The sequence below is a fragment of the Agrobacterium sp. 22-3639C2 genome (assembly GCF_053522105.1).
Window position 1 is genome coordinate 809,194 of sequence record NZ_JBNWDB010000002.1, and the last position, 20,275, is coordinate 829,468.

The window sequence follows — 20,275 nt, forward strand, 5'->3', positions numbered from 1 at the left end:
TTGCCCTAAATTGCGGGCATGAATGGACAGCCCGTGAAAATGACGAGTGCACTTGCCAACGGCAGGGATATTTTCACCGGCAATTTCAGTATAAGAACAACAATGCTTGATTGTGGTTAGAAAAAATAACATTCAAACCTTTATGCGGATAAGAATCCGATATACGTAAATTAAAAGAAAAATATTCTATCTATATATTTTAAAAGAGATCGAAGAAAAATTCGTGACGTATAATTTTACTGCTTTTCGCCGTCCCGTTTCCTGCGTTTTGTCCCCCGGCCTTTCGGCGGAGTTATCCTAGGGCCAGACGAGGAGAACGAACGATGACACCGCTCAAACGCAACATATGCATATATACGACCGGAACGGAAGAGGTGCCGGCATGATCGGCGTATCGCTCGGCATCACCCCCCGAAACATCCCCACCATGGTCCCTTCCCTGAACGCGCTCTCACCCTTGCGCGCGCGTTTGACTGCGGGTCAGAATGCCACGATCTTCGTGAATGGTGACAGCACCGCCTATGCCGATGCCGGACCATTCCAGCAGTTCGCCATGATGCTTGGCGATCTGCACGACACAAGGGTTGTGCTGCACCGCTGGGCAGAATGGCAGACAAACGCCCCCACCGGGCCAAAGGCCTATGCGGATTCGGTTACGCTGCGCGCAGGCATGGGGCCAACGCTCACGGTCTATCTTGCGGCACTGCCCGGCGGCATGGCCGGTTACATGCTCGCGGACCAGCGCGCGGCGGCGTTGAAGATTCCGCGTCCCGACCTGTGCATCACGCATCATGGGCATAATATGCAGAGTTTCGAGACACCGGGTGGTATCCTAAGCTCCGGACGAGCCGCCCTGCTCGGACCGCTTGGCATGATGGAGTGGCAATGGCCGGGTGCCCCCCAACTCATCACCACCCAGAACCCCTGGCGCGATAGCACCGGTTACGACAAGGTCTATAATGCGATCCTTGACCTTGCCCGAGCGCACCCGGGCCTCACACTGGTGGATACACACGCGTCATTTGTAGCGAGAGGCAAGGACCATGCGCTCTACCGCGACAACGTCCATCCGAACGATACCGGATCTCAGCTCATCGCCCGAACCTTGTTCAGTTGTTATCTGGCATCGGCGCCCGATAACGCCTTTCAGACACCTTGTTGGCCGAAACTTCCCGTCGCCAATCTTATCGTCAACGGCGATTTCACCGATTGGACGGGGTCCGCTCCATCGGGTTGGAATCTCACCGCGCCGGCCTCTGCCGGCAAAACCGCCGCAGTGACCTTTTCTCCGGCCTTCGCTTACAGCCTGGATCTGCGTGCAAACGGCAGCCAGTCAGCCGCGCTGTTTCGTTATTTCCGGAATGCAGAGGCCGCCGCGATGATTGGCAGAACCGTCTCCTTCGCGGTGCTTTACAAAAATAGCGAGGGGCAGCGAGCGCCCTATGTCACACTGGTTACGAAAAGCGGCGGCGCGGTCCGGACGATAAGCTGCTCCGCCCTGCAATTCGGTGGTGCGAATGCCCTCGACAATAGCGGCTGGATGTGGGCCATAGCCAACGACATCGCGATCGATCCTGATATCAGCCCCAGCGGATACGGTTTCTATGTGAGGATCATGCCGGCATTCGGCATGAGCGCGCCGGTTTCCAACGAACCGCTTTACATACAGCGGGTGATCGCCGTTGAGGGCGCTCTGCCAAAAGGCAATCTGATCGACTGAAAACCATAGAAAATTGTCTTGCGCGGCAACGTCATCAAGACCACTATTCATCGTCATCACCCTGTCGCCTCATGGTGATGACGTCCTCTCCCACAGGGCCGCACCAAGGTCCGCCAGTGAAGGATACAGGCCGGGAATGACCAGAAGCACAAATATGGCGGCATCGCATCAATCCCCGTTGCCGGGTTTCGTTTTGGCGATGCCTCTTTATCCTTCAAAAACCATACAGGTGCCCGGTCTCTTTCTGGCGATCTTCGTTTTTTCCATTGGCTTTTTCATTCAATGCAATGTGCTGACCAGCAATCTGGGCCTACGCTTCCTCAACATCACCGACATGCTTGTCCTGATGACGCTACCCGTTATTGCCCTGCTTTACATTCGCTGTCTGACGCCCTCGATCATCCTGCTTTATCTCGTTCCGCTAACCATTTTTTTTGCACTTTCGGCTGTCTTTGCCGACGAACGTGGCGAAGGTGAATTTTACACCACCGCGATGGCATATTTTTACGCGGTCTATTTTCTGTTTTTTGCCTATATGCTGTTTAAGGAGAACCTTCTCGAGCTGTTCTGCTGGGGCATCTTCGCAGGCTTCATCGCGGTGACGATCCTGCTTTTTCTGGACATCGTCATTCACGACCAACTCGCCTCCCTTGGCCTCTCTTTCATGTTCGATGAAACCGCCGTGCTGGCAGCTGCGGCAAAAGGCGAATTGAGCCCGTTGCTTTTGCGTGTCGAAAAAGCGGGTGGAATCTGGCCGGTGGGCAACACAGCCGGACCTGCCTTTGCATTGGCGGGAGCGGCAGTCGCCTATCTTGCCGAAAGGCAAAAACGTCCCGCGCTGTTTGCCGTATTTCTGCTGGTCTATCTGGCGAGCTTCACACTTACTCTCAACCGGTCCGGAGTATTTGCGGTTCTTGCCATCGGGGTCTATTTCTACATCAGAAATTTTTCCATCAAAATGCTGCTCAGCACCTATTTTGGTTTTGCCTTGTCCGCCCTTGTCATCGCAGCGGTTTTGCCATTGGGCGCTTTCGATTTTGCGGAACAGATCTTTTCAAAACGGTTTCTCGAGGACAGCAACAGCAGCAACAATGCGCAGGAGCGCTGGGATACGCTCACTGGCGGCTTTCAGGTGATGCTCCATCACCCTTTAGGCATTGGTTTTACCGCTCGATACGAAGAACTGTCGAGAATATCGAGGATCGGAACGCCGCATAATGGCTTTCTCGCCACGGCCTATGCATCCGGCATAGGATTTGGCCTTCTCAGCGCCTTTGCGCTTGTTTACGCGATCCTCCGGAAACGAAAAGTCGGTTTCTTCGCCTATTCGGCGATCGGAATCGTTATCGTCTATCAATTTGAAGAGCTGAATTTCAATCCCGTTTTCATGGCCTATATGGGGCTCGTACTCGCCTATACTTTCATTGATCTGGATTTCAGGTTCTTTCTGAAAAATACGATGATGAGGATGGCAGGAATGGCAGAAGAGGACGCTTTGGCGACGGCACGGCCGGCATAAATTACGGCGAGGTTCTCTCGCTCCAAACCGCACATCCTTGCTGCCAAAATTTGTTCCGTTTTCAAGTGGGCGCTTTAGGTCACTTCGATGATTTCAATCTCTTTGCCGCCCAGGCTGACAACATCACCGGCAGATTTTCCCATCAACACTCCTGCGACCGGGGAGACATAAGACATCGATCCAGTGGCCGGATCGGCTTCATCCTCGCCTACGATCCGGAACCGTTGCGTCCTCCCGTCATCACGGCTGAATGTTACCACGCTGCCGAAGGCAACGGTGCCATCAAGAGGCGGGCTCGGCATCAGCTGGGCGGTGCGAACGCGCTCCGCGAAATACCGAATGTCCCGCAGAGGATTGGCTGAAAGCCGACGTCTTTCATTGACGTCTTCGACGGCATTGGCCGTTTCGCAGGCTTCGCGCGCCAATTGCAGCTGCTGCTCCAGCGCTTTCAGCCCAGCCTCCGTCACCAGATTGGGATGAGGCGAAATCACCCGGTCCGGCAGAACCGTTTCGGCTGCGGTTTCGGCACTATCTTCCTTGGTAAAGGCTACACTCAATTCTGGCACTCCATTCCCATGAGATGCCGCTTTGAGCATCTCCCTTTCCGTCCAATCCTGCCACCGCCCATTGCAATGCTGCAATAGCGTGCACCACAGAAACCGCCCATGTACCCCTCATTTCTGGCTCTAACAGGAGGCTTTTCGCCCTGTTAGGGTATTGCCCAAGAGGAGTGAGAAAGCCAACGCTAACGGACAGGAGACGGTCAATGGCCCGGACAGTATTGAATGCGCTTGGAGACACACTCTACTACAGCGACAATTCCACCGGATTTTTTTCCGCCACGGGTTCCGGACCGCTGCTGACAGGCACTGCCGGCAATGATTCCATGTGGGGCGACAGTTCCGTCAATGTGACAATGGCGGGCGGCACGGGCGACGATATTTATTACCTCTATTCCAGCATTAACCGCGCCGTCGAAAATGCCGGGGAGGGTATCGACACCATCGACACCTGGATGAGTTATACCTTGCCCGACAATTTCGAAAACCTGCGGGTAACCGGAGATGGTCGTTATGCCTTCGGAAATGAGCTGGACAACATCATAACCGGCGGATCGGGCAGCCAGACCATTGATGGCGGGGGCGGTAACGACGTGCTGATCGGCGGCGGCGGTGCGGATACATTCGTTTTTACGAGCGGCAACGGCACCGATCTCATCATGGATTTCAGCGCCAACGACACGATCCGGCTTAACGGTTACGGCATCACGTCCTTCGAGCAGCTCGTCAGCAATGCCACCCAACAGGGCGATAATCTCTGGCTGAACTTCGCCAACGGCGAGGCCGTCGTTCTTGCCGGAACGACCATCGACGATCTTCAGGCCGACCAGTTCGAGCTCAGCCTCGACCGATCATCCCTCACCCAGACCTTTGCCGACGAATTCGATGCACTTTCACTTCGCAGCGGCGATCAGGGGACTTGGGATGCCAAATATTGGTGGGCACCGGAAAAGGGAAGCTCGCTGACGACGAATGGCGAGGCGCAATGGTACATCAACCCCGCTTATGCCGGCACATCAGAGGTAAATCCCTTCAGCATAAACAACGGTGTCCTGACTATCACCGCCGCGGAAACCCCGCAATCGATCGCCAACGAGGTTGAGGGCTATGATTATACCTCGGGTATGCTGAACACCTATTCGTCGTTCAGCCAGACCTATGGTTATTTCGAAATGCGCGCCGACATGCCGACCGACCGGGGCGCTTGGCCGGCCTTCTGGCTTTTGCCGCAAGATGGATCCTGGCCGCCGGAACTCGATGTCGTGGAGATGCGTGGGCAAAACCCCAATACGCTGATCATGTCCACCCACTCCAACGCGACGGGTGAACAGAGTTCGGTCATCAACAATGTCAGCGTGCCGAGCACGGAGGGGTTTCACACCTACGGCGTGTTGTGGGATGCGGAACATATTACCTGGTATTTCGACGACGTCGCCGTGGCGCAGACGGATACGCCTGATGACATGCACGACCCCATGTATATGGTCGTCAATCTTGCTGTCGGCGGCATGGCAGGAACGCCGTCGGCAGTTGATTTCAGCGACGGTTCGCAGATGATGATCGATTACATCAAAGCCTATTCGCTTTCCGACTGGGCCGCGTAACGAAAAACGCCGGCAGTTGCGTTCAGAACTGCCGGCGCTTCAGACCTCAGCCTGTCGGCTGGGCCTTGTTCAGTTCAGTCATTCAGCCGCGATCTGCATCCGCTCAGTGTAGAGCGACATGAGATGACGCGCCGTTTCAAGGCTCGCGGGCTGTTCGGCACGGTAGCGGCGGCCGATTTCCATCATCAGCACGGTATCCGGCAGGAAGGTCAGCTCCGAGAAGATGCCCTGCCAGTCGATATCTCCCCAGCCGAGCGGCATATGCAGATCGCCGATGCCGAGAGCGGTATTTTCCTGGTCGAAATACGGTTGATAAAAGCCCTGCGGCCGGCCGAAGGAATCGTGGACATGCAAATGGCCGGCAACCGGCGCCATGGCACGAAGCTGTTCGCGAAAATCGAGCCCGCGATAGGTGGATTCGAGATAGGCGTGGCTGAAGTCGATCAGCGCCACGACGTTATCATGGCCGATGGCCTTAACGGTCTGGGCCACCTCGGCAGGCGTCTGGCGATATTGGCCGGGTTCGGTGGAGAAGATATTCTCAAGCGCGACCCGCACGCCATAGGGCTTGCAGAATTCCGCCAGCTCGAAAAGCGCCTCCCGCTCACGGGCATCGGCATCGGCCCGCTCGGCGATCTGGTCGGCACGCAGGGCACCACCATGCTGAACGAGGATGCCCGCGCCGATGCGATCGCACAGGACGGCCAGCGCCTTGGCTGCATCTATCTGGTAGCGGCACGTTACCGGGTCCATGAAATTGGACGAAACAAGACCGTGCACCGTGTAGCGGAAGTCGAATTCTTTGGCCAGCGCCACGAACCGTTGAGCGCGCTCCTCGATGATGCGACCGCCTGCGATCAGATCAAGGCTCGTTGCGGCGATTTCAACGGTGTCGCAGCCAATTTCGGCAAGCGCACGCAGATCGCTTTCCAGCGTGGCCAGTTCACCGTCGTCCGAGCTGGCGTTGAAGCCGGTTCCAATAAGATTGCTCATGTCATCATCTCCAAGGGTAAGGAAGGTCATGCGAGTTCAGGCTGCCGTACGGCGCGGCGCGCCGTATCGAACAGGTCCGGGCGGTCGATATTGACGTAGTCTACCCCGGCCAATGCGATCTCATTATGAAGGTTGGCATCATTGCCGCCATAATAAACCATTATTTCCAGACCCGCCTTGCGGCATGCCGCGACAAGGCCGGGCTTGCGCATGTGCGCAGGTGTGATCTCGATGATCGAGGCATGGTGAACAGCCGCAGCCAGCGAAGGCGACTTGGCGATATCGAGCGTCATCATCTTGCGGAATTCCGGCGCGGCGGCGGCCAGGCCCCGGCGCATTTCTTCGGAGAAAGAGAAAAAGAAGGTATCGCGCACCATGCCGAGGCTTCGTACCAGTGCCGCCACCTTGACGGGATCGCAATATTTCAGCTCGACATAGACGCCGCAGCGGCCGCGCAAATGGCTGAGATAGGCATCGAGCCGCGGTACAGCCGCACCCTTGAAGTTTTCGCCGAACCAGCTGCCGGCGTCCAATGCATCGATCTCCCTCGACAGCATGTGGCCGATGGGACCCGTGCCATTGGTGGTACGATCCAGCGTTTCGTCGTGAAAGACATAAAGCACACCGTCCGCGCTCTCGCGCACGTCGAGCTCGATGTAATCCGCTCCCTGCTGTAAGGCGAGGTCGGCGGCGGCGAAGGTGTTTTCGGGCGCAAAATGGTTGGCACCGCGATGGGAGACGATTTTAGGCATGGAAATTCCTGTCAGTTTACGGCTTCCGGTTCACGCGCCGGAATAGTCGAATGGTGGGAAAGATCGGCATGCAGCCCGGCGATGCGGTTACCGGCGGCATCGAACACGAGCGTCAGCGCCGATTTGCAGCTGATCCCGACACGATCTCCCGGCGCGTGGCGTATCGTCTCGCCATATTCGAGCGCGTGGATCATCCCTGCAGGCGTATCGATCGTGTAGAACACCTCGCGCCCCATGGGCTCGACCGTGGTAACCTGCCCCTCAAGCCGCGCCTCGGACGATGTGACGAGGGCGATATCTTCCGGGCGCAGGCCAAAGGTGACTTCGCCGTCACAGCGGGCATTGAGGTCGAGCAGGGCATCGCCAATCTGCAACTGCCCGCCCTGCGCCCATCCTTTCAAGAGGTTCATTGGCGGCGTGCCGATGAAACCGGCCACGAACAGATTGTCGGGCCTGCGATAAAGATCATCGGGCGTGCCGATCTGGGCAATGGCGCCGTTGTTCATGCAAATGATCCTGTCCGCCATGGTGATCGCCTCGATCTGGTCATGGGTGACGATCAGCGTGGTGATCTTCAGGCGCTTCTGCAGGCTTTTCAGCTCGGCGCGCATGGTGATGCGCAGGGTCGCATCGAGATTGGAAAGCGGCTCGTCCAGTAGCAGGATGTTCGGTTCCTTGACCAGCGCGCGGGCAAGCGCCACACGCTGCTGCTGGCCGCCGGAAAGCTGCGAGGGCCGTCGGTCGAGCAACGCGCTGATCTGCACGAGGCTTGCCGCCTCCTCCACCCGCCGCGCTGCTTCTTCACGCGGAACATTCTTGAAGCGCAGCGGAAACGCGATGTTCTGCCGCACCGTCAGGTTGGGATAAAGTGCATAAGACTGGAAGACGATACCGACATTGCGGTCGCGCGCATCGATGCGATTGACGTTGTGGCCGTCGAAAGAAATCTGACCCGCGGTCGGCGCGTAGAGCCCGGCGAGCAGGAAAAGCGTGGTCGACTTTCCGCATCCGGACGGGCCGAGAACGGCGACGAATTCGCCGTCTTCGATGGAGAGGGTCATCGGTTGCAGAACGCGGGTGTCGCCCCAGCTTTTGGTGACATTGTCGAGGGTGATCCTGGCCATGGCGATTATCCTTTGATCCCGCCGAAACTCATCTGGGTGATGTATTTCTGCGTGAAGATGTAAATGATCAGCACAGGCAACAGATAGATGATGCCTACGGCAGCGATCATGCCGTAGTTCACGCCGGCGCTGTCCTGTGCCACGAAGAAGAGATAGAGGCTCATCGTCATCTGGCTTTTTTCGATGAGCAGGGTCTGGACGAAAACATATTCTTCCCAGCCACGCAGAAAGGTGAAGGTGGCAACCGCGATCAGCCCGCTTCTTACCTGCGGCAGAACCACCATGCGAAAGGCTTGGAAGCGGGTCGCGCCATCGGTGACGGCACTCATTTCGATGTCCCAGGGAACGTTGTCGAAAAAGCCCTTGAGAACAAAAATTGCAAACGGCAGCTCAAGCGCACTCATGACCAGCACGACGCCGAAGAGATTGTTGAGCAGGCCCATGTAATGCAGTTGCACGAAGATCGCGACGGTGAGCGCGAGCGCCGGAAAGGCATGCAGCAGCAAAAGCCCGCGCAGCACATTTTCACGCCCCGCAAAGGTGAAGCGCGACAGCGCATAGGCGGCCGGCGTGGCGACCAGCGCGACGATCAGCGTCTGGGAAGCGGCAAACAGCAGTGAACTGCGCATGGCGGTCCAGACGGATGGCATCAGCGCCATGCGCGTGGTGCCGGTTTTCTCGATATCGCGGCTCCAGAGGAAACTGTAGTTGTCGATGGTCAGATGCGGCAGCACCAGCACGAAGACGAGCGCCGCAACCACGGCACCAAATGCCAGCCATAGCGGCGCGGGATTGCGCAGGCGCGCGGAAAGAAGCGCAACTGCTATCGCCCCGCCATAGGCAAAAGCGGCGATTGCGCCGCTGCGCCACAGCACAAGTCGGCTGAGATTGTCGTCGGAAGTCGTGAGCGATTTCACCAGCAGCCACAGGTAGGGCAGGAGAACCGGAACCGAAACCACCGTCAGGAACACAAGAATGACGGGAACGAAACCGGCGCGATGGGCAAGGCTGCGCCTTTCAAGACGCGTCCAGTCCGGCTTCAGATCAAGGGCACGCCTGCTTTGGGCAGGCGAGTGGGTGTGAGCGAGCGTCATCACAGCACCTCGATTTTGGCGGGAGCAAAAGTCGAGCGCATATTGCTGATGCGCCATTGAATGAGGGTGATGGCAACGCCTATCGCCATCAGGCCAAGCGCAAGTGCAGCACCATAGGCATAGGCGCCGTTTTCGAAGGCGCGCCGGTAGATATAAAGCGGATAGGTCGTGGAATCGTAGACAGGCCCACCGCCGGTGATGAGCAGGATATATTCATAGGTCGTCATCAGTGAGAGCGCCTGATAGAGCGTGATGAAACGGATCGGTGCCGAGAGCGCGGGTGCAACGACATGGCGAAGCACACCCCATTCGCTGGCGCCATCGACGCGCGCGGCATTGGCCAGATGCGACGGTATGGAGCGGATGGCCGATGTGAGGATGACCATGGCGAAAGACGCGCCGACGACACCGTTCGCCACCACCACCAGAAACAGCGGAAAGTCGTTGCGCAGGTTGAGAGCGGGTGCGCCGAGCGCGCCAAGAAACTGGTTGAGCAGGCCGGAAGACGTCGGATCGGCGATCCATATCCACAGCACGCCGTAAAGCACGGCGGGGCTCATGCGCGGCAGCAGCCAGAGGCCGCGAAAGAAGTTGCCTAGCCGGTCCGGTATCGCCGTGGTCGTAACGGCCAGAAGCGCGCCAAGCCCGATATTGAAGATGAACAGCGTTGCGCCGACATAGATCAGCGTCGTCAGCAACACCATCGGCAGGCGCACGTCGCGCTGAAACATGCGCTGGAAATTCTCGACCGTGAATTTGCCGACCCTCAGGTTTGCGCCCATATCGGTAAAGGCGATCACCAGATTGACGACGATCGGGGCAAGAAAGAACAGGCCAAGCAAGGCGAGAGCCGGAGCCAGATAAAAGATCGGCCGGGCCGGGCGACGCGCCCGAAGCTGAAATTGAGACATTACGATATACCGGTGGGAACGCGGAAAAGCCGCCCGGCAGAACCGGGCGGCATGGTTTCGGGCAAACTCAGTTGCTTGCGGCGTCGCGGATTTCGATCTCCGCGCCAAATTGCAGCTCAAGCTCGTCGGCGATGAAATCGACCGCCTGCGCGGCCGTCATCTTGCCTGTCTCAACCGCTTGCAGACCGCTGAACAGCACCTTGTTGTAGCTGCCGAATTTGGTGTGGTTGGGCACAAACTGCGCGTATTTCATCATCGGCGAAGCAGCGGAGAGTACCCAGTTATCGCGGTATTTCGGCATGGCCGTCTGGGCGTTGCTGATGGCCGTATGATAGGATGTCACCGCGTGTTCGTTGTTGAAATAGGGCAATGTCGCAAGCGCCACGAGATCGGCGGCGATATCGGCATTGGCACTCTTCGGATTGAGGGTGTAGAGCAGCGGGTGCGACAGGTTGGCCGGCTTGCCGCCTTTTTCGGCTGCCGGAGCGGAAATCCAGCCGATCTTGTTGAAATATCCCTTGCCGTCGGTCGGCCAGGTCGCGCCGTTCTTGTCCCCCACCTGCCAGGCAACCGCCCAGACACCCTGATGGAAGATGAAGGCCTTTTCTTGCTTGAAGGCCGTCTGGATCGCCTCCCAGCTCATGGCGGTATTGTCGACGGGCGTCACGCCTTCCTTGGCATTGCGCTCATACCAGCCGAGCGCCTTGGCCATTTCGGCCTTGGGAAACATCAGCTTGCCGGTCTTTTCGTCCATGAACTTCACGCCATAGGACTGGAACACCATCAGATAGTCGATACCGACATTCGGGCGGTGCAGCATGCCGTATTGTGCGGCCTTGCCGTCTACCACTTCCTTCGACAGGGCCGTCAGATCGTCGAGCGTGAATTCGCCAGCGTCGACCTTGGCCGGCAGACCTTCGATGAAGGCTTCGTCCTTGCCGATCTTGCGCAGCATGTCCTTGTTGTAGAAGAACATGCGGATTTCCGCGTCCTGCGGAATGCCGTAAATCTTTCCGTCCGTCGCCTTGGCCGAATTCCACAGAACCGGCAGGATATCGCCATAGACCCAGGGAGCAGCGGCGATCTTGTCTTCCATCGGCATGGCATAGCCGTCCTGCGCGAACTGGCCGATCCATTCATGCGGCAGGATGTAGATATCCGGCCCCTGCCCCACCGAAAACGCCTTCAGCGTGTCGAGCGCGAAGGAGTCCCAGCCCTGCACGGCGCTGTTGTTGATGTCGATGACGACGCGTTTGTCGACGCCTGCTGCCTTGAACTGCGCGTTCATGATGCCGGCGGCAGCTTCGATGTTGGTGACGCGACCGGGCGCATTCTTGTCGGCGAGCGTCCAGAGCTTGATGTTGATGTCTTCGGCAAAGGCGACAGCCGGCAAAAGCGCGCCGAGGGCAACCGTGGCCATCAGGGTGAGAGACTTGAACATGTGATCCATTCCCGTTGAAACTGATTATTTAATTAAGTTGCTTAATTAACAGCTTCATGACATTTCCCTAGGTAAAGCGCGGGAGAGTGAAACTTTGACTGAGAGACGGCAGGGCGGGCTGGCAGGCATTGGCGCAACACAGGGCGCGCTTCTGGGATATATCAGGCGCAAGGGTTCGGCCTCGCGGGTCGAACTTGCCGACTATTGCAGCATAACGCCCGCTGCCGTGAGCATGATGACGCGAAATCTGCTTGAGCGCGGTATCATCGAGGAAGGTGCACGCCGGCAGGAAGGCCGTGGCGCACCCCATATCGACCTCACGCTCAAAAAAACCGTCGGTTACGCCCTTGGTGCGCACGCCAACCGTTATTCGGTGATGTTGACGCTGTTGAATTTCGGCGGAGAGATCGTTGGAGAATTGCAGATGCGCGGCTCCTATGACGCGTTTTCCGATGTCCAACGGGCGCTTCAGGACGGATCCGAAGAACTACTGACGAAAAATGCGATCAACAGGAGCCAACTGATCGGCGCGGCCATTGCCATGCCGACCCGCTTTCGCAAGGAAGCCATGTCGCTCGATCTTGCCGAAGAGGTTATTTCCTGGGCCGGGTCTGACCTTTCCGCCATGCTGCGCGAGGCGCTGCGTTGTCCGGTGATCATAGAAAATGATGCGAATGCCGCAGCCATGGGTGAACTGACGCTTGGCAATGCGGATGGACACGAAAATTTCGCTTATCTCTATCTCTCCGAGGGGATCGGCGGCGGCATCATTATCAAAAATGAGCTTTATCGCGGTTATCTCGGCAATGCCGGCGAGATCGGCGCCTTGCGCGGCCGCAGCACTTCGCGGCCCTCCTTCGAAGACCTGGCGGCATGGTGCGTGGAGCATGTGGGAGAAAAACCCTCGGGTCGCGCACCCGAGGTCTGGACGGATTACCTCTTGCGCAATTCCGCCGTGTTTGAGGCGTGGCTGGAACGGGCGGGACCCGAGGTTGCGCGCCTCGCCTTCGCTGTCAGCGCCGTTCTGGCGCCCACGGCAATCTTTGTCGGCGGCACCTTACCAAGGATCGTACGACAGCGGCTGGCGGAATGGCTGGATTACGAACGCTCGGACCCGTTCGACGGCGCAAAGGTGATACAGCCGAAAATCCAGCTGCCGGATGTGGTTGCGACAGACCCCGTGGCCTTCGGTGCGGCGGCGATGATCCTGCACGGCGTCGGAGAAGTGCGTTAAAGGCCGGAGCGCATGTCCGGGGGGGGCCTCAGCCGAGATTGGTCACCATGAAATAGATCAGCCAGCAATGCCCGATCACCAGCACGGCCCAGGCCCATTTAGCAAGCCTGATATCGACATCGATGACGGTATTGCTGATTTCCGCCACGCGAAAAGCCTCTTCCTCAACCCGGTTCTCCGGCGGGCGAGATTTCAGCACCTTCCTGGAGACCGGCTCGCCCACGACATAAAGCCTGTCGTTCGCAACTGATGGACGCGGGTCGTTGTTGGCGCTCCCGTCAAGGGAAAGCACGTCGTCACCCGAGGCGCAACTCACCGCTAATAGCTGTGATGACACCCGCCTGTTACGCATGTTACCTCCATTGGGCATCACAAATCTTCCACACAATAAAAATAAAAAAATTCACCTGCTGCTCCCGACAAAGCCTTGGCTTTACCGGGCATATTTGCGATGCGCGCAATACGCGCCGCGCCAGTTGAACCCCTTCTCGCCCCACGCTTTTGCGCTCCCCCGGAAACGCATCGGCATCAGCCCTGCCATTAACGTGCCGGGCTTCCCGGCAAATCGTGCCTTCCCGCGTAAGGCCTTACCTCCCGCTGGATCAGGAAGACGGATTTCTCCACCGGCAGCGGTTCGGCTGTCCGGTAGCGATGAGACCGCTTGGAATATTCAAACCGGATCAGCCTGTCTTCGAACTTCCCCGCCAGAACGCGATAGCCGTTGACGACCTCGTTCAGTATTTCCAGCTCTTCTCCCCACAGCCAGCCACCGTAAGCAGTGCCTTCGTTGGAGCGCAGCACGATCTCGAAAAAATGCCCACCGGCCGCAAATGGCATGCGGAAAATAATATCGAGATTGTCCTCATCTTCGTCGTCGCATGCCGACAGTCTGGCATGAGCAACCTTCGCATGAGCCAGCGCCGAGACCGGATAGAACGGGCGCCCTTTGAACCACATGAACTCACACACCGCATAACCGACGTCGTCGGCACGCTGGTAAGGTTCAGTACGCGGCTCGAACGCCATGTAGCTTCCGTTAAACGCTATCAATTTCGAAAATTCCCGATGCCTGCCTGATGCATGATTGATGTTTTCCGCCCGTCGCCCGCGCCTCTATTCACGACAATAGGCAAGCGGCGTCACACCAGCGTCAAATGGAACGCCAATGATGACTTTCAATTTCCCGGACACATTGTTAGATGGTGATTCATGAGGGAACGAAATTGGCTGGGAACGCTGAACTGATACCGATCCGGCTTTTTGGCACCCCGCGCTGCGATGCGGTGCGGCAAGCGTTTTTCCCGTCCAAGGGCTTTGCCCTCACTGCCGCCCTGATCCTTGCTCCCAACCAGTCCCTTTCCCGCCAGCAGGCCGCATCGCTGTTGTGGGAAAACGTCGAGCAAAAAAGGGCACTCGGCAATTTGCGGCAGCTGATCCTGCGCCTCCAGAAGCTGTCGAGCGATGACGATGCCATCCTTCTGACAGAAGGAAACGACCTGAAGGCCGGAAAGCTGGCGCAGCGGACCGACCTTGCGATCTTTCTTGCCGGCGCGAGAGCAGAAGACCCGATGCAGAGGCTGCAAGCCCTGCTCGAATTCGGCGGCGATCTGCTGGAGGGGCTGGAGGCTGGGCAGGACCACCTTTATCTCTGGCTGCTGTCTGAGCGACGCCGTCTCAAGGACCTGTTCTTTTCAAGCTATACACCGCTTCTGGAGGAGTTGACGCGGTTCGGCCGCGCCAGTTCGAACAACATCGCATCGCTTGCCGAATGCGCGCTGAAGATCGAGCCGGAGCGCGAGGAAACCTACCGCGCCGCCATGGCGGCCTATGCGCGGGTGGGAAACACCAGCGCCTGCGAGGGAATTTTCCAGCTTCTGATGGAACAGCTCCGCCAGGAGGACCGACCTCCGGAGGCCGAGACAGTGGCGCTTCGACGGCGGATACAAAGTCTGGCCTCGACGATAGTATCCCCCGCCGAACCGGATGAGGGTAGCCGCCGAAAACCGATGGCAAAACCACGCGTCGCCTTCAGCCGTCCGGTGCGGGTGGACGGGCTTGCGGTATCGCCGGTGATGAGTGCCTTTGTCGAGGATGTCGCCAATAGTCTCGTTCGATACCGGACCTTCACCGTTCTTTCGACGCACAGCACCTTTGTAGCGACACACGACCGGACCGACGACAGTTATGCAATGTTGCGGGCGGATTACCGCATCGTCTCCACGGTTTTCGACGATGCCCGCATGTCGGTAGCGCTGATCGAGGAAGCGACCGGAGAAATCGTCTGGTCGCTGGAGGTTGTGCTGACCGCGCGGCATATTCATGCCGCTTTTCGACTGCTGTCCAAACAGGTGGCCGCGGGGCTTGCCCGCGAGATCGAGCGGCTTCAGGTGGAACCAGACCGCAACCACAGCGGCGAGGCCTACCGGCAATTGCTGGAGGGCCAGCAGCTTCTGCGCGGCAAGTGCGACCTGCCGCTTCTTCGAAGAGCCCGCTCGATGTTCCGCAAGGCGGTCGATCTGGATAACAGCATGGCGGTTGCCCGCGCCCGCGTGGCGCAGAGCCTGCAACTGGAATGGCTGATGCTGGGCGGCAACGACCCCCACCTGCTGCACCGCGCCAAGGCGGAGGCAGACGCCTCCGTCGAAATCGATCCCGCTCTTGGCGTCGGCCACTGGATGCGCGCCGTCGTGGCGCTCTACCAGCGGGATTTCGACATATCCGCCGAAAGGTTCTTCGAAGCCGAGGCGCTTGCGCCCAACTCCGCCGACCTTTTGCTCCAGCATGCCGATGCGCTCGCCCATTTCGGCGATGCCGAAACCGCGTGGGAAAAGTTTCAGCAAGCCATCGACCTAAATCCGCTCGCACCCGACATCTACTGGTGGGCGGGCGCCAGCATCGCGTTCAAGCGTGAGGATTACGGCGCGGCAGTAGAACTGTGTGCGCGCATGGAAAATGACGAGCCGGCATTGCGCGTCTTGACCGCGAGCCACGCGCTCCACGGTGATTTGGACGCTGCCCGGGAAACCGGCAGCAGGCTTCAGGAAAACTATCCGGGTATGACGGCGAGGGAAATCAGCAGCCTGTCCCCAGACCGAGACCCGGTAGCGAATGAAAAATTCTATAACGCACTTCGATTAGCTGGGATCAAATAGGAGTTATTATGTCCTCGCACTTCTTTATTGTCGGAAAAAAGGGTTTCGGCGTTCTCTTCATTCGCACGGCGCCGCTCAGGGTTGCGTCCGTCTCGCATGAGACGATTGCCGTCTATGAAGCCAGCCATCCCGGTGTGGACGGTTACGCGCGCGTTGCTGCGGCAGCAAAATCCATGCTCGTTCGTCAGGACGGCCAGCCCGAAAACGAGCTGGATCAGGTCCAGATCCAGGGCATCGAAGCCCTCGTCGCCGGCGGCGCTGTCGTTTCCGAGGCCGATTTCGCCTTTGTCGGCGAAGTGATCGACGCCGGCTGGGATTTCAACCGCATGGTGCAGGCACCGATCGAATCGGCCCTGAAGGCTGTTGGTCCGGCGGGTTCCGTCACCGGCGAGCTGTTCGACGCCATCCTTGCCGACGACACCAACGCGGCGCCTTGATTACGGCCCCGCAGCCTTGACCGCTGACGGCGCACATATTCCAGCGACAGCGGCTTTAGGGCATCCGGACGCTTCGTTCTTCGATCCCGAACTGCTTCGGCGGTTCGGGATTACCCGCGTCGGAGACGTGACCGGTCTCGATATTATCGGCATACCCGTCTGGTTCGCGACGCGGCCCAATTCACGCGGACTGTCGGTCTCCCAGGGCAAGGGGCTTGTCGCCGAGCAGGCACGGCTTTCCGCGATCATGGAAGCGATCGAAGGTGCCGTCGCCGAAGACACCCGCAAACATATCACCACTTTCGGCTCCATTCGTGAGATGCGGGACAAGGGCGCCCCTCTCGTTCCTTTCGAAACAATCGGCCGGGTCGACCCGGACACTCTTGATCTGCGAAACGAACGCGCCTGGGTGAAGGGAACATCCATACGCCAGCAGCTGGAGGTTTTTGCCCCCTATGAACTGGTGGGCATGGATTTTCGCGCGGATTTCCCCTGGGACCGGCAGGCCTTTCTCATGAGTTCGCAAGGTCTTGCGGCGGGTTTCGACCATGACCACGCGGTTCTGCACGCCTTGCTCGAACTCATCGAAAACGACGCCTGCTTTCTCGTCGATACCTTCGAAACCCGCAATATCGCGCCGGAACCGGTCGTGTTGCCGATGGGTGTCGACGCATCCTTCGATGCTCTTGTTCAACACCTTTCACATATCGGACTGCCGCCCCGCTTCTTTGATCTCACCAATACGCTCGGCGTGCCTGTAGTCATGGCGAGCCTGCCACGGTCAATCCACGCGCAGGACGGACTTGCCACCCGCAGCGCTGCCGGCGCAGCGTGCCGGTTTGGCACCTATGACGCGGCAATTGCCGCGCTGCTGGAAGCGATCCAGTCGCGACTGACTGACATCAGCGGCGCAAGGGACGATCTCTCTCCTTTGCGCTACCAGCGGGATATGTTTGCGGCGGGACCGGCGGCATCCGAGGTGCGGCCGATGGACCGGGTCCCGGCCAGTCTCGATTTTGCGAATAGCGATCCGGCTCTACCGCCGTGGCGTCAGCTTGCAGAGCATCTTTTTGCCGCCGGGATCGAAGACATCCATGTCTTTGCGCTGGAAACGGGCGTATCCGGTCTGCACGTCGTCCGGGTTCTGGCAAGCGGCCTCACCCCTGCCGGTGGTGGCCTTCAACGTATATCCCAGCGGACGCTCGACCGGTTCCTGAACCTCGGAGGCCTCTGATGAAGCCGGTGGTTTTTGCAGGCCCGTCCATCCACGGCATCACACCCGCGCAGATTTCCGGCCTCGATCTTCGTGGCCCGGCTGCCTGCGGCGATATTTTCGACGCGGTAACGCAGGGTGCCCGGACAATCGGGCTGATCGACGGCCTCTACGGTGACTGCGCCGCCGTGTGGCACAAGGAAATCCTGCTTGCGCTGTCAGGCGGCGTCACTGTTCTTGGTGCCGCCAGCATGGGCGCGCTAAGAGCGGCGGAATGCGCGGCCTTCGGCATGATCGGCATCGGCGAAATCTTTGAAGCCTATCGGGACGGGCTGCGTTTTTCCGACGCCGATGTGGCAGTCAGCCACGCGCCCGGCGAACTCGACTACCGCCCGCTTACAATCGCGCTTGTCGATGCCGAAGCGACGCTCGAAGCGTGTCGCGCCGCTGTCGCCCCAGAGGAACACGACGCCTTGCTGAACGCCGCCCGCAAGCTGCATTTTAACCGCAGGACATGGCGTGCAATGGCAACTGAGGCAAACCTCAACCTCGAGACCGCAAATTTTCTGGCCGGAAACGCGGTTTCCGCCAAACGCAACGATGCGGCCCGGCTTTTAGGCCTGCTTGGCAGCGCAGAATTGCCATCCCCGCCGCCGCAATCGTGGAAATTACAGAACACGGTATTTTTCCAGCAATTGGCCACGCGGCAGACGGCGGGAGAAAAAGCGTCTTGACCGCTGCCCCGCACCCGTCTCTGCTGCCCGACTGCGGAGGACTGATCCGGACAATCGCGCTTGCCTTGCCCGCCGCGTTTTTTGCGGGTGACAGGGCTGAAGGGGGCGTCTCTCCGCTCATCCCGATCGGAAACCTGCTTTCGGCTCTGCCTTCCGACGTCACGGCCCTTGTTCTTATCGATGGCCCCTGTCTCGCCTCCGCTGAAAGCTGGCTCAGCAGGCTGGCAGCCACCTGCACCGCAGAACTGTTACCGCTCGATGCAACCAGCAGCGTTTCGCACCCGTGGATACAGGACGTGTTCCACGTTCGGACTGCTGATGGGATCGCAACCGAACTGCTTTGTGCATCGGAAAGCGCCGTCACTGGCGAGCTCGCCAATCGTCTCGGGCTTGCCGCCAACGCTTCGCATGTCACTTTGCCGGGCGGTAACCAGCTGGTCGGGCCGGACTTTCGATTGGTGGGCCATTCCAGCCTGCAGGACGACAGGGGTATGGCAAACAATGCGGCAACCGAACGGCCGCAACAATGGCAGCGGGTTCAGGCACTCGACTACAGAACCGTGGGCAGTTTCGGATATCGGCCGGAAGACCTCGGCAATGCCTCGGCCTCAATCGCTCTTACCTCGGCAAAAACGTCGCCTCCGGCGATCACTTTAGGAAAAATCCACCAATGCGGTTTCCACGTCGACCAGTTCGTTTCGGTCACAGGTCTAAGACGCGATGGCCACCCGCTATTGCTGGTTGCCGATCCGGTGGCCCATGAATGCAACGCCCGTAATGCGATGGATTTGAAACGTAAACTGGATGCCTCCGTTCTATTGCTGGCACAGCAGGGCTTCGCAATCCTGCGAAATCCCATTCCGGTTTTACCCGCCATCGACACCAACAAATGCCTGCCTCGGCTTTATAACAACGTGCTTGTTGAAAATATCGTGCGCTCCGACCAAGAGAAGCCATTCGTCTGGGTTCCCCATTTCGGTGATGCGGAAACGCTCGACGGTTTCGACCGAGAGAACAGGAAAATTTGGGAAAGACTGGGCTTTCACGCCATCGGCGTGGCCGGCTGGAGCCATTTTGCCAGCCGAAACGGGGCATTGCGATGTGCAACAAAGGTGATAAACCGTCAACCAGCACAGCATACCGACGGAAAACAGCCTTACTTTATCAGTAACACCTCACAATACCCGTGGAAATTGTGTTGAATGTCTACCTTCAACAATATTAATTGATAAATATCCAATTTAAGAACCTCACAACTGGAGGAGTTCATGATGCAGGCCAAACTACCCAGCCCGATCGATGTGCATGTGGGTACACAAATCCGAATGCGCCGCAAGTCGCTCGGCATGAGTCAAAGCGCGCTGGCGGGCCGGTTGGGCATTACCTTCCAGCAGGTCCAGAAATACGAAAAGGGTGCCAATCGCGTCGGCGCGTCCCGTTTGCAAGCCATTGCATCGGTTCTCGGCGTCGATGTCAGCTCTTTGTTCGCCAATGCGACGCCGGATGTCGGAAACGCCAATCCCGCCCTTGGCACGATCAATGCCATGCAGTCTTTCGTTGCGTCGAATGAAGGATTTTCGCTCAATCAGGCCTTTGCCCGAATCAAGAGCGCAACCGTGCGCAAGAGCATCGTTGCCCTCGTGACATCGCTTGCGGCTACCGAAGCGGCGGAAAATAACGGCGCGCCGGAAAACAAGAGCGACGATTGACGCAGGTGTGACGCTCGCGTGACGCTCGATGTGGTCGAAAATGAACAACGCGGGATCAACGCGTTTTCATACTGTCGA

At 58.4% G+C, this 20,275-nt stretch carries 19 protein-coding genes; 10 read left to right on the top strand and 9 right to left on the bottom strand.

Annotated elements, in window-relative coordinates:
- Nucleotides 1-382: 382 nt before the first annotated feature.
- On the top strand, nt 383-1,720 hold the full coding sequence (locus tag ACQZ6D_RS11360; RefSeq protein ID WP_448729939.1) for an SGNH/GDSL hydrolase family protein: 1,338 nt from the start codon (nt 383-385) through the stop codon (nt 1,718-1,720).
- Nucleotides 1,721-1,856: 136 nt separating this feature from the next.
- Nucleotides 1,857-3,239, top strand: a complete 1,383-nt coding sequence (locus tag ACQZ6D_RS11365; protein ID WP_149916071.1) for an O-antigen ligase family protein — start codon at nt 1,857-1,859, stop codon at nt 3,237-3,239.
- Nucleotides 3,240-3,313: 74 nt separating this feature from the next.
- Here ACQZ6D_RS11365 and greA read toward each other — a convergent pair whose 3' ends face one another.
- Complete coding sequence (gene greA, locus ACQZ6D_RS11370; protein ID WP_448729940.1) at nt 3,314-3,796, bottom strand: transcription elongation factor GreA; 483 nt, start codon at nt 3,794-3,796, stop codon at nt 3,314-3,316.
- Between the two features lie 209 nt (nt 3,797-4,005).
- On the opposite strand from greA, the gene eglC reads away from it, so the two are divergent.
- Complete coding sequence (eglC, locus tag ACQZ6D_RS11375) at nt 4,006-5,403, top strand: endo-1,3-1,4-beta-glycanase EglC (RefSeq protein ID WP_111795459.1); 1,398 nt, start codon at nt 4,006-4,008, stop codon at nt 5,401-5,403.
- Between the two features lie 78 nt (nt 5,404-5,481).
- Here the strand turns inward: eglC and ACQZ6D_RS11380 are convergent, their stop codons facing one another.
- From ACQZ6D_RS11380 to ACQZ6D_RS11405, 6 genes are all read right to left on the bottom strand, one after another.
- A complete protein-coding gene (locus ACQZ6D_RS11380; protein WP_003511278.1) occupies nt 5,482-6,396 on the bottom strand; it encodes a TIM barrel protein in 915 nt (304 codons plus the stop codon).
- Nucleotides 6,397-6,422: 26 nt separating this feature from the next.
- On the bottom strand, nt 6,423-7,148 hold the full coding sequence (locus ACQZ6D_RS11385; RefSeq protein WP_111795461.1) for a glycerophosphodiester phosphodiesterase family protein: 726 nt from the start codon (nt 7,146-7,148) through the stop codon (nt 6,423-6,425).
- Between the two features lie 11 nt (nt 7,149-7,159).
- The gene (locus ACQZ6D_RS11390; RefSeq protein ID WP_019564839.1) at nt 7,160-8,272 is read right to left on the bottom strand and encodes an ABC transporter ATP-binding protein; all 1,113 of its coding nucleotides are present in this window, start codon (nt 8,270-8,272) and stop codon (nt 7,160-7,162) included.
- 5 nt (nt 8,273-8,277) lie between these two features.
- Nucleotides 8,278-9,366 carry a carbohydrate ABC transporter permease gene (locus tag ACQZ6D_RS11395; RefSeq protein WP_065662493.1) on the bottom strand — a complete coding sequence of 363 codons (1,089 nt, stop codon included), beginning with the start codon at nt 9,364-9,366 and terminating at the stop codon, nt 8,278-8,280.
- Nucleotides 9,366-10,277: a carbohydrate ABC transporter permease gene (locus ACQZ6D_RS11400; protein ID WP_019564841.1), complete on the bottom strand. Its 912-nt coding sequence runs from the start codon at nt 10,275-10,277 to the stop codon at nt 9,366-9,368. Before ACQZ6D_RS11400 ends, ACQZ6D_RS11395 begins: the two co-directional genes overlap by 1 nt.
- A gap of 67 nt (nt 10,278-10,344) precedes the next feature.
- The gene (locus ACQZ6D_RS11405; protein WP_003511284.1) at nt 10,345-11,718 is read right to left on the bottom strand and encodes an ABC transporter substrate-binding protein; all 1,374 of its coding nucleotides are present in this window, start codon (nt 11,716-11,718) and stop codon (nt 10,345-10,347) included.
- 94 nt (nt 11,719-11,812) lie between these two features.
- On the opposite strand from ACQZ6D_RS11405, the gene ACQZ6D_RS11410 reads away from it, so the two are divergent.
- Entirely contained in the window at nt 11,813-12,952 is a 1,140-nt protein-coding gene (locus ACQZ6D_RS11410) for an ROK family transcriptional regulator (RefSeq protein WP_065662492.1), read from the top strand.
- 28 nt (nt 12,953-12,980) lie between these two features.
- Here ACQZ6D_RS11410 and ACQZ6D_RS11415 read toward each other — a convergent pair whose 3' ends face one another.
- Nucleotides 12,981-13,244: a hypothetical protein gene (locus tag ACQZ6D_RS11415; RefSeq protein ID WP_448731719.1), complete on the bottom strand. Its 264-nt coding sequence runs from the start codon at nt 13,242-13,244 to the stop codon at nt 12,981-12,983.
- Between the two features lie 248 nt (nt 13,245-13,492).
- Nucleotides 13,493-13,978 (bottom strand): hypothetical protein, encoded by a 486-nt coding sequence (locus ACQZ6D_RS11420; protein WP_003511288.1) that lies wholly within the window; start codon nt 13,976-13,978, stop codon nt 13,493-13,495.
- Between the two features lie 173 nt (nt 13,979-14,151).
- Here ACQZ6D_RS11420 and ACQZ6D_RS11425 point away from each other — a divergent pair, with 173 nt between their 5' ends.
- From ACQZ6D_RS11425 to ACQZ6D_RS11450, 6 genes are all read left to right on the top strand, one after another.
- Entirely contained in the window at nt 14,152-16,104 is a 1,953-nt protein-coding gene (locus tag ACQZ6D_RS11425) for a BTAD domain-containing putative transcriptional regulator (RefSeq protein WP_448729942.1), read from the top strand.
- An 8-nt stretch (nt 16,105-16,112) separates the two neighbouring features.
- Nucleotides 16,113-16,541 carry a hypothetical protein gene (locus tag ACQZ6D_RS11430; RefSeq protein WP_448729943.1) on the top strand — a complete coding sequence of 143 codons (429 nt, stop codon included), beginning with the start codon at nt 16,113-16,115 and terminating at the stop codon, nt 16,539-16,541.
- Nucleotides 16,542-16,578: 37 nt separating this feature from the next.
- A complete protein-coding gene (locus tag ACQZ6D_RS11435) occupies nt 16,579-17,775 on the top strand; it encodes a YcaO-like family protein (RefSeq protein WP_448729984.1) in 1,197 nt (398 codons plus the stop codon).
- On the top strand, nt 17,775-18,488 hold the full coding sequence (locus tag ACQZ6D_RS11440; protein WP_448729944.1) for a TfuA-like protein: 714 nt from the start codon (nt 17,775-17,777) through the stop codon (nt 18,486-18,488). The genes ACQZ6D_RS11435 and ACQZ6D_RS11440 overlap by 1 nt, the downstream gene beginning before the upstream one ends.
- The gene (locus tag ACQZ6D_RS11445; RefSeq protein ID WP_013761764.1) at nt 18,485-19,690 is read left to right on the top strand and encodes a hypothetical protein; all 1,206 of its coding nucleotides are present in this window, start codon (nt 18,485-18,487) and stop codon (nt 19,688-19,690) included. Before ACQZ6D_RS11440 ends, ACQZ6D_RS11445 begins: the two co-directional genes overlap by 4 nt.
- 69 nt (nt 19,691-19,759) lie before the next feature.
- Nucleotides 19,760-20,197 (top strand): helix-turn-helix domain-containing protein, encoded by a 438-nt coding sequence (locus ACQZ6D_RS11450; protein ID WP_025595440.1) that lies wholly within the window; start codon nt 19,760-19,762, stop codon nt 20,195-20,197.
- Nucleotides 20,198-20,275 lie beyond the last annotated feature (78 nt).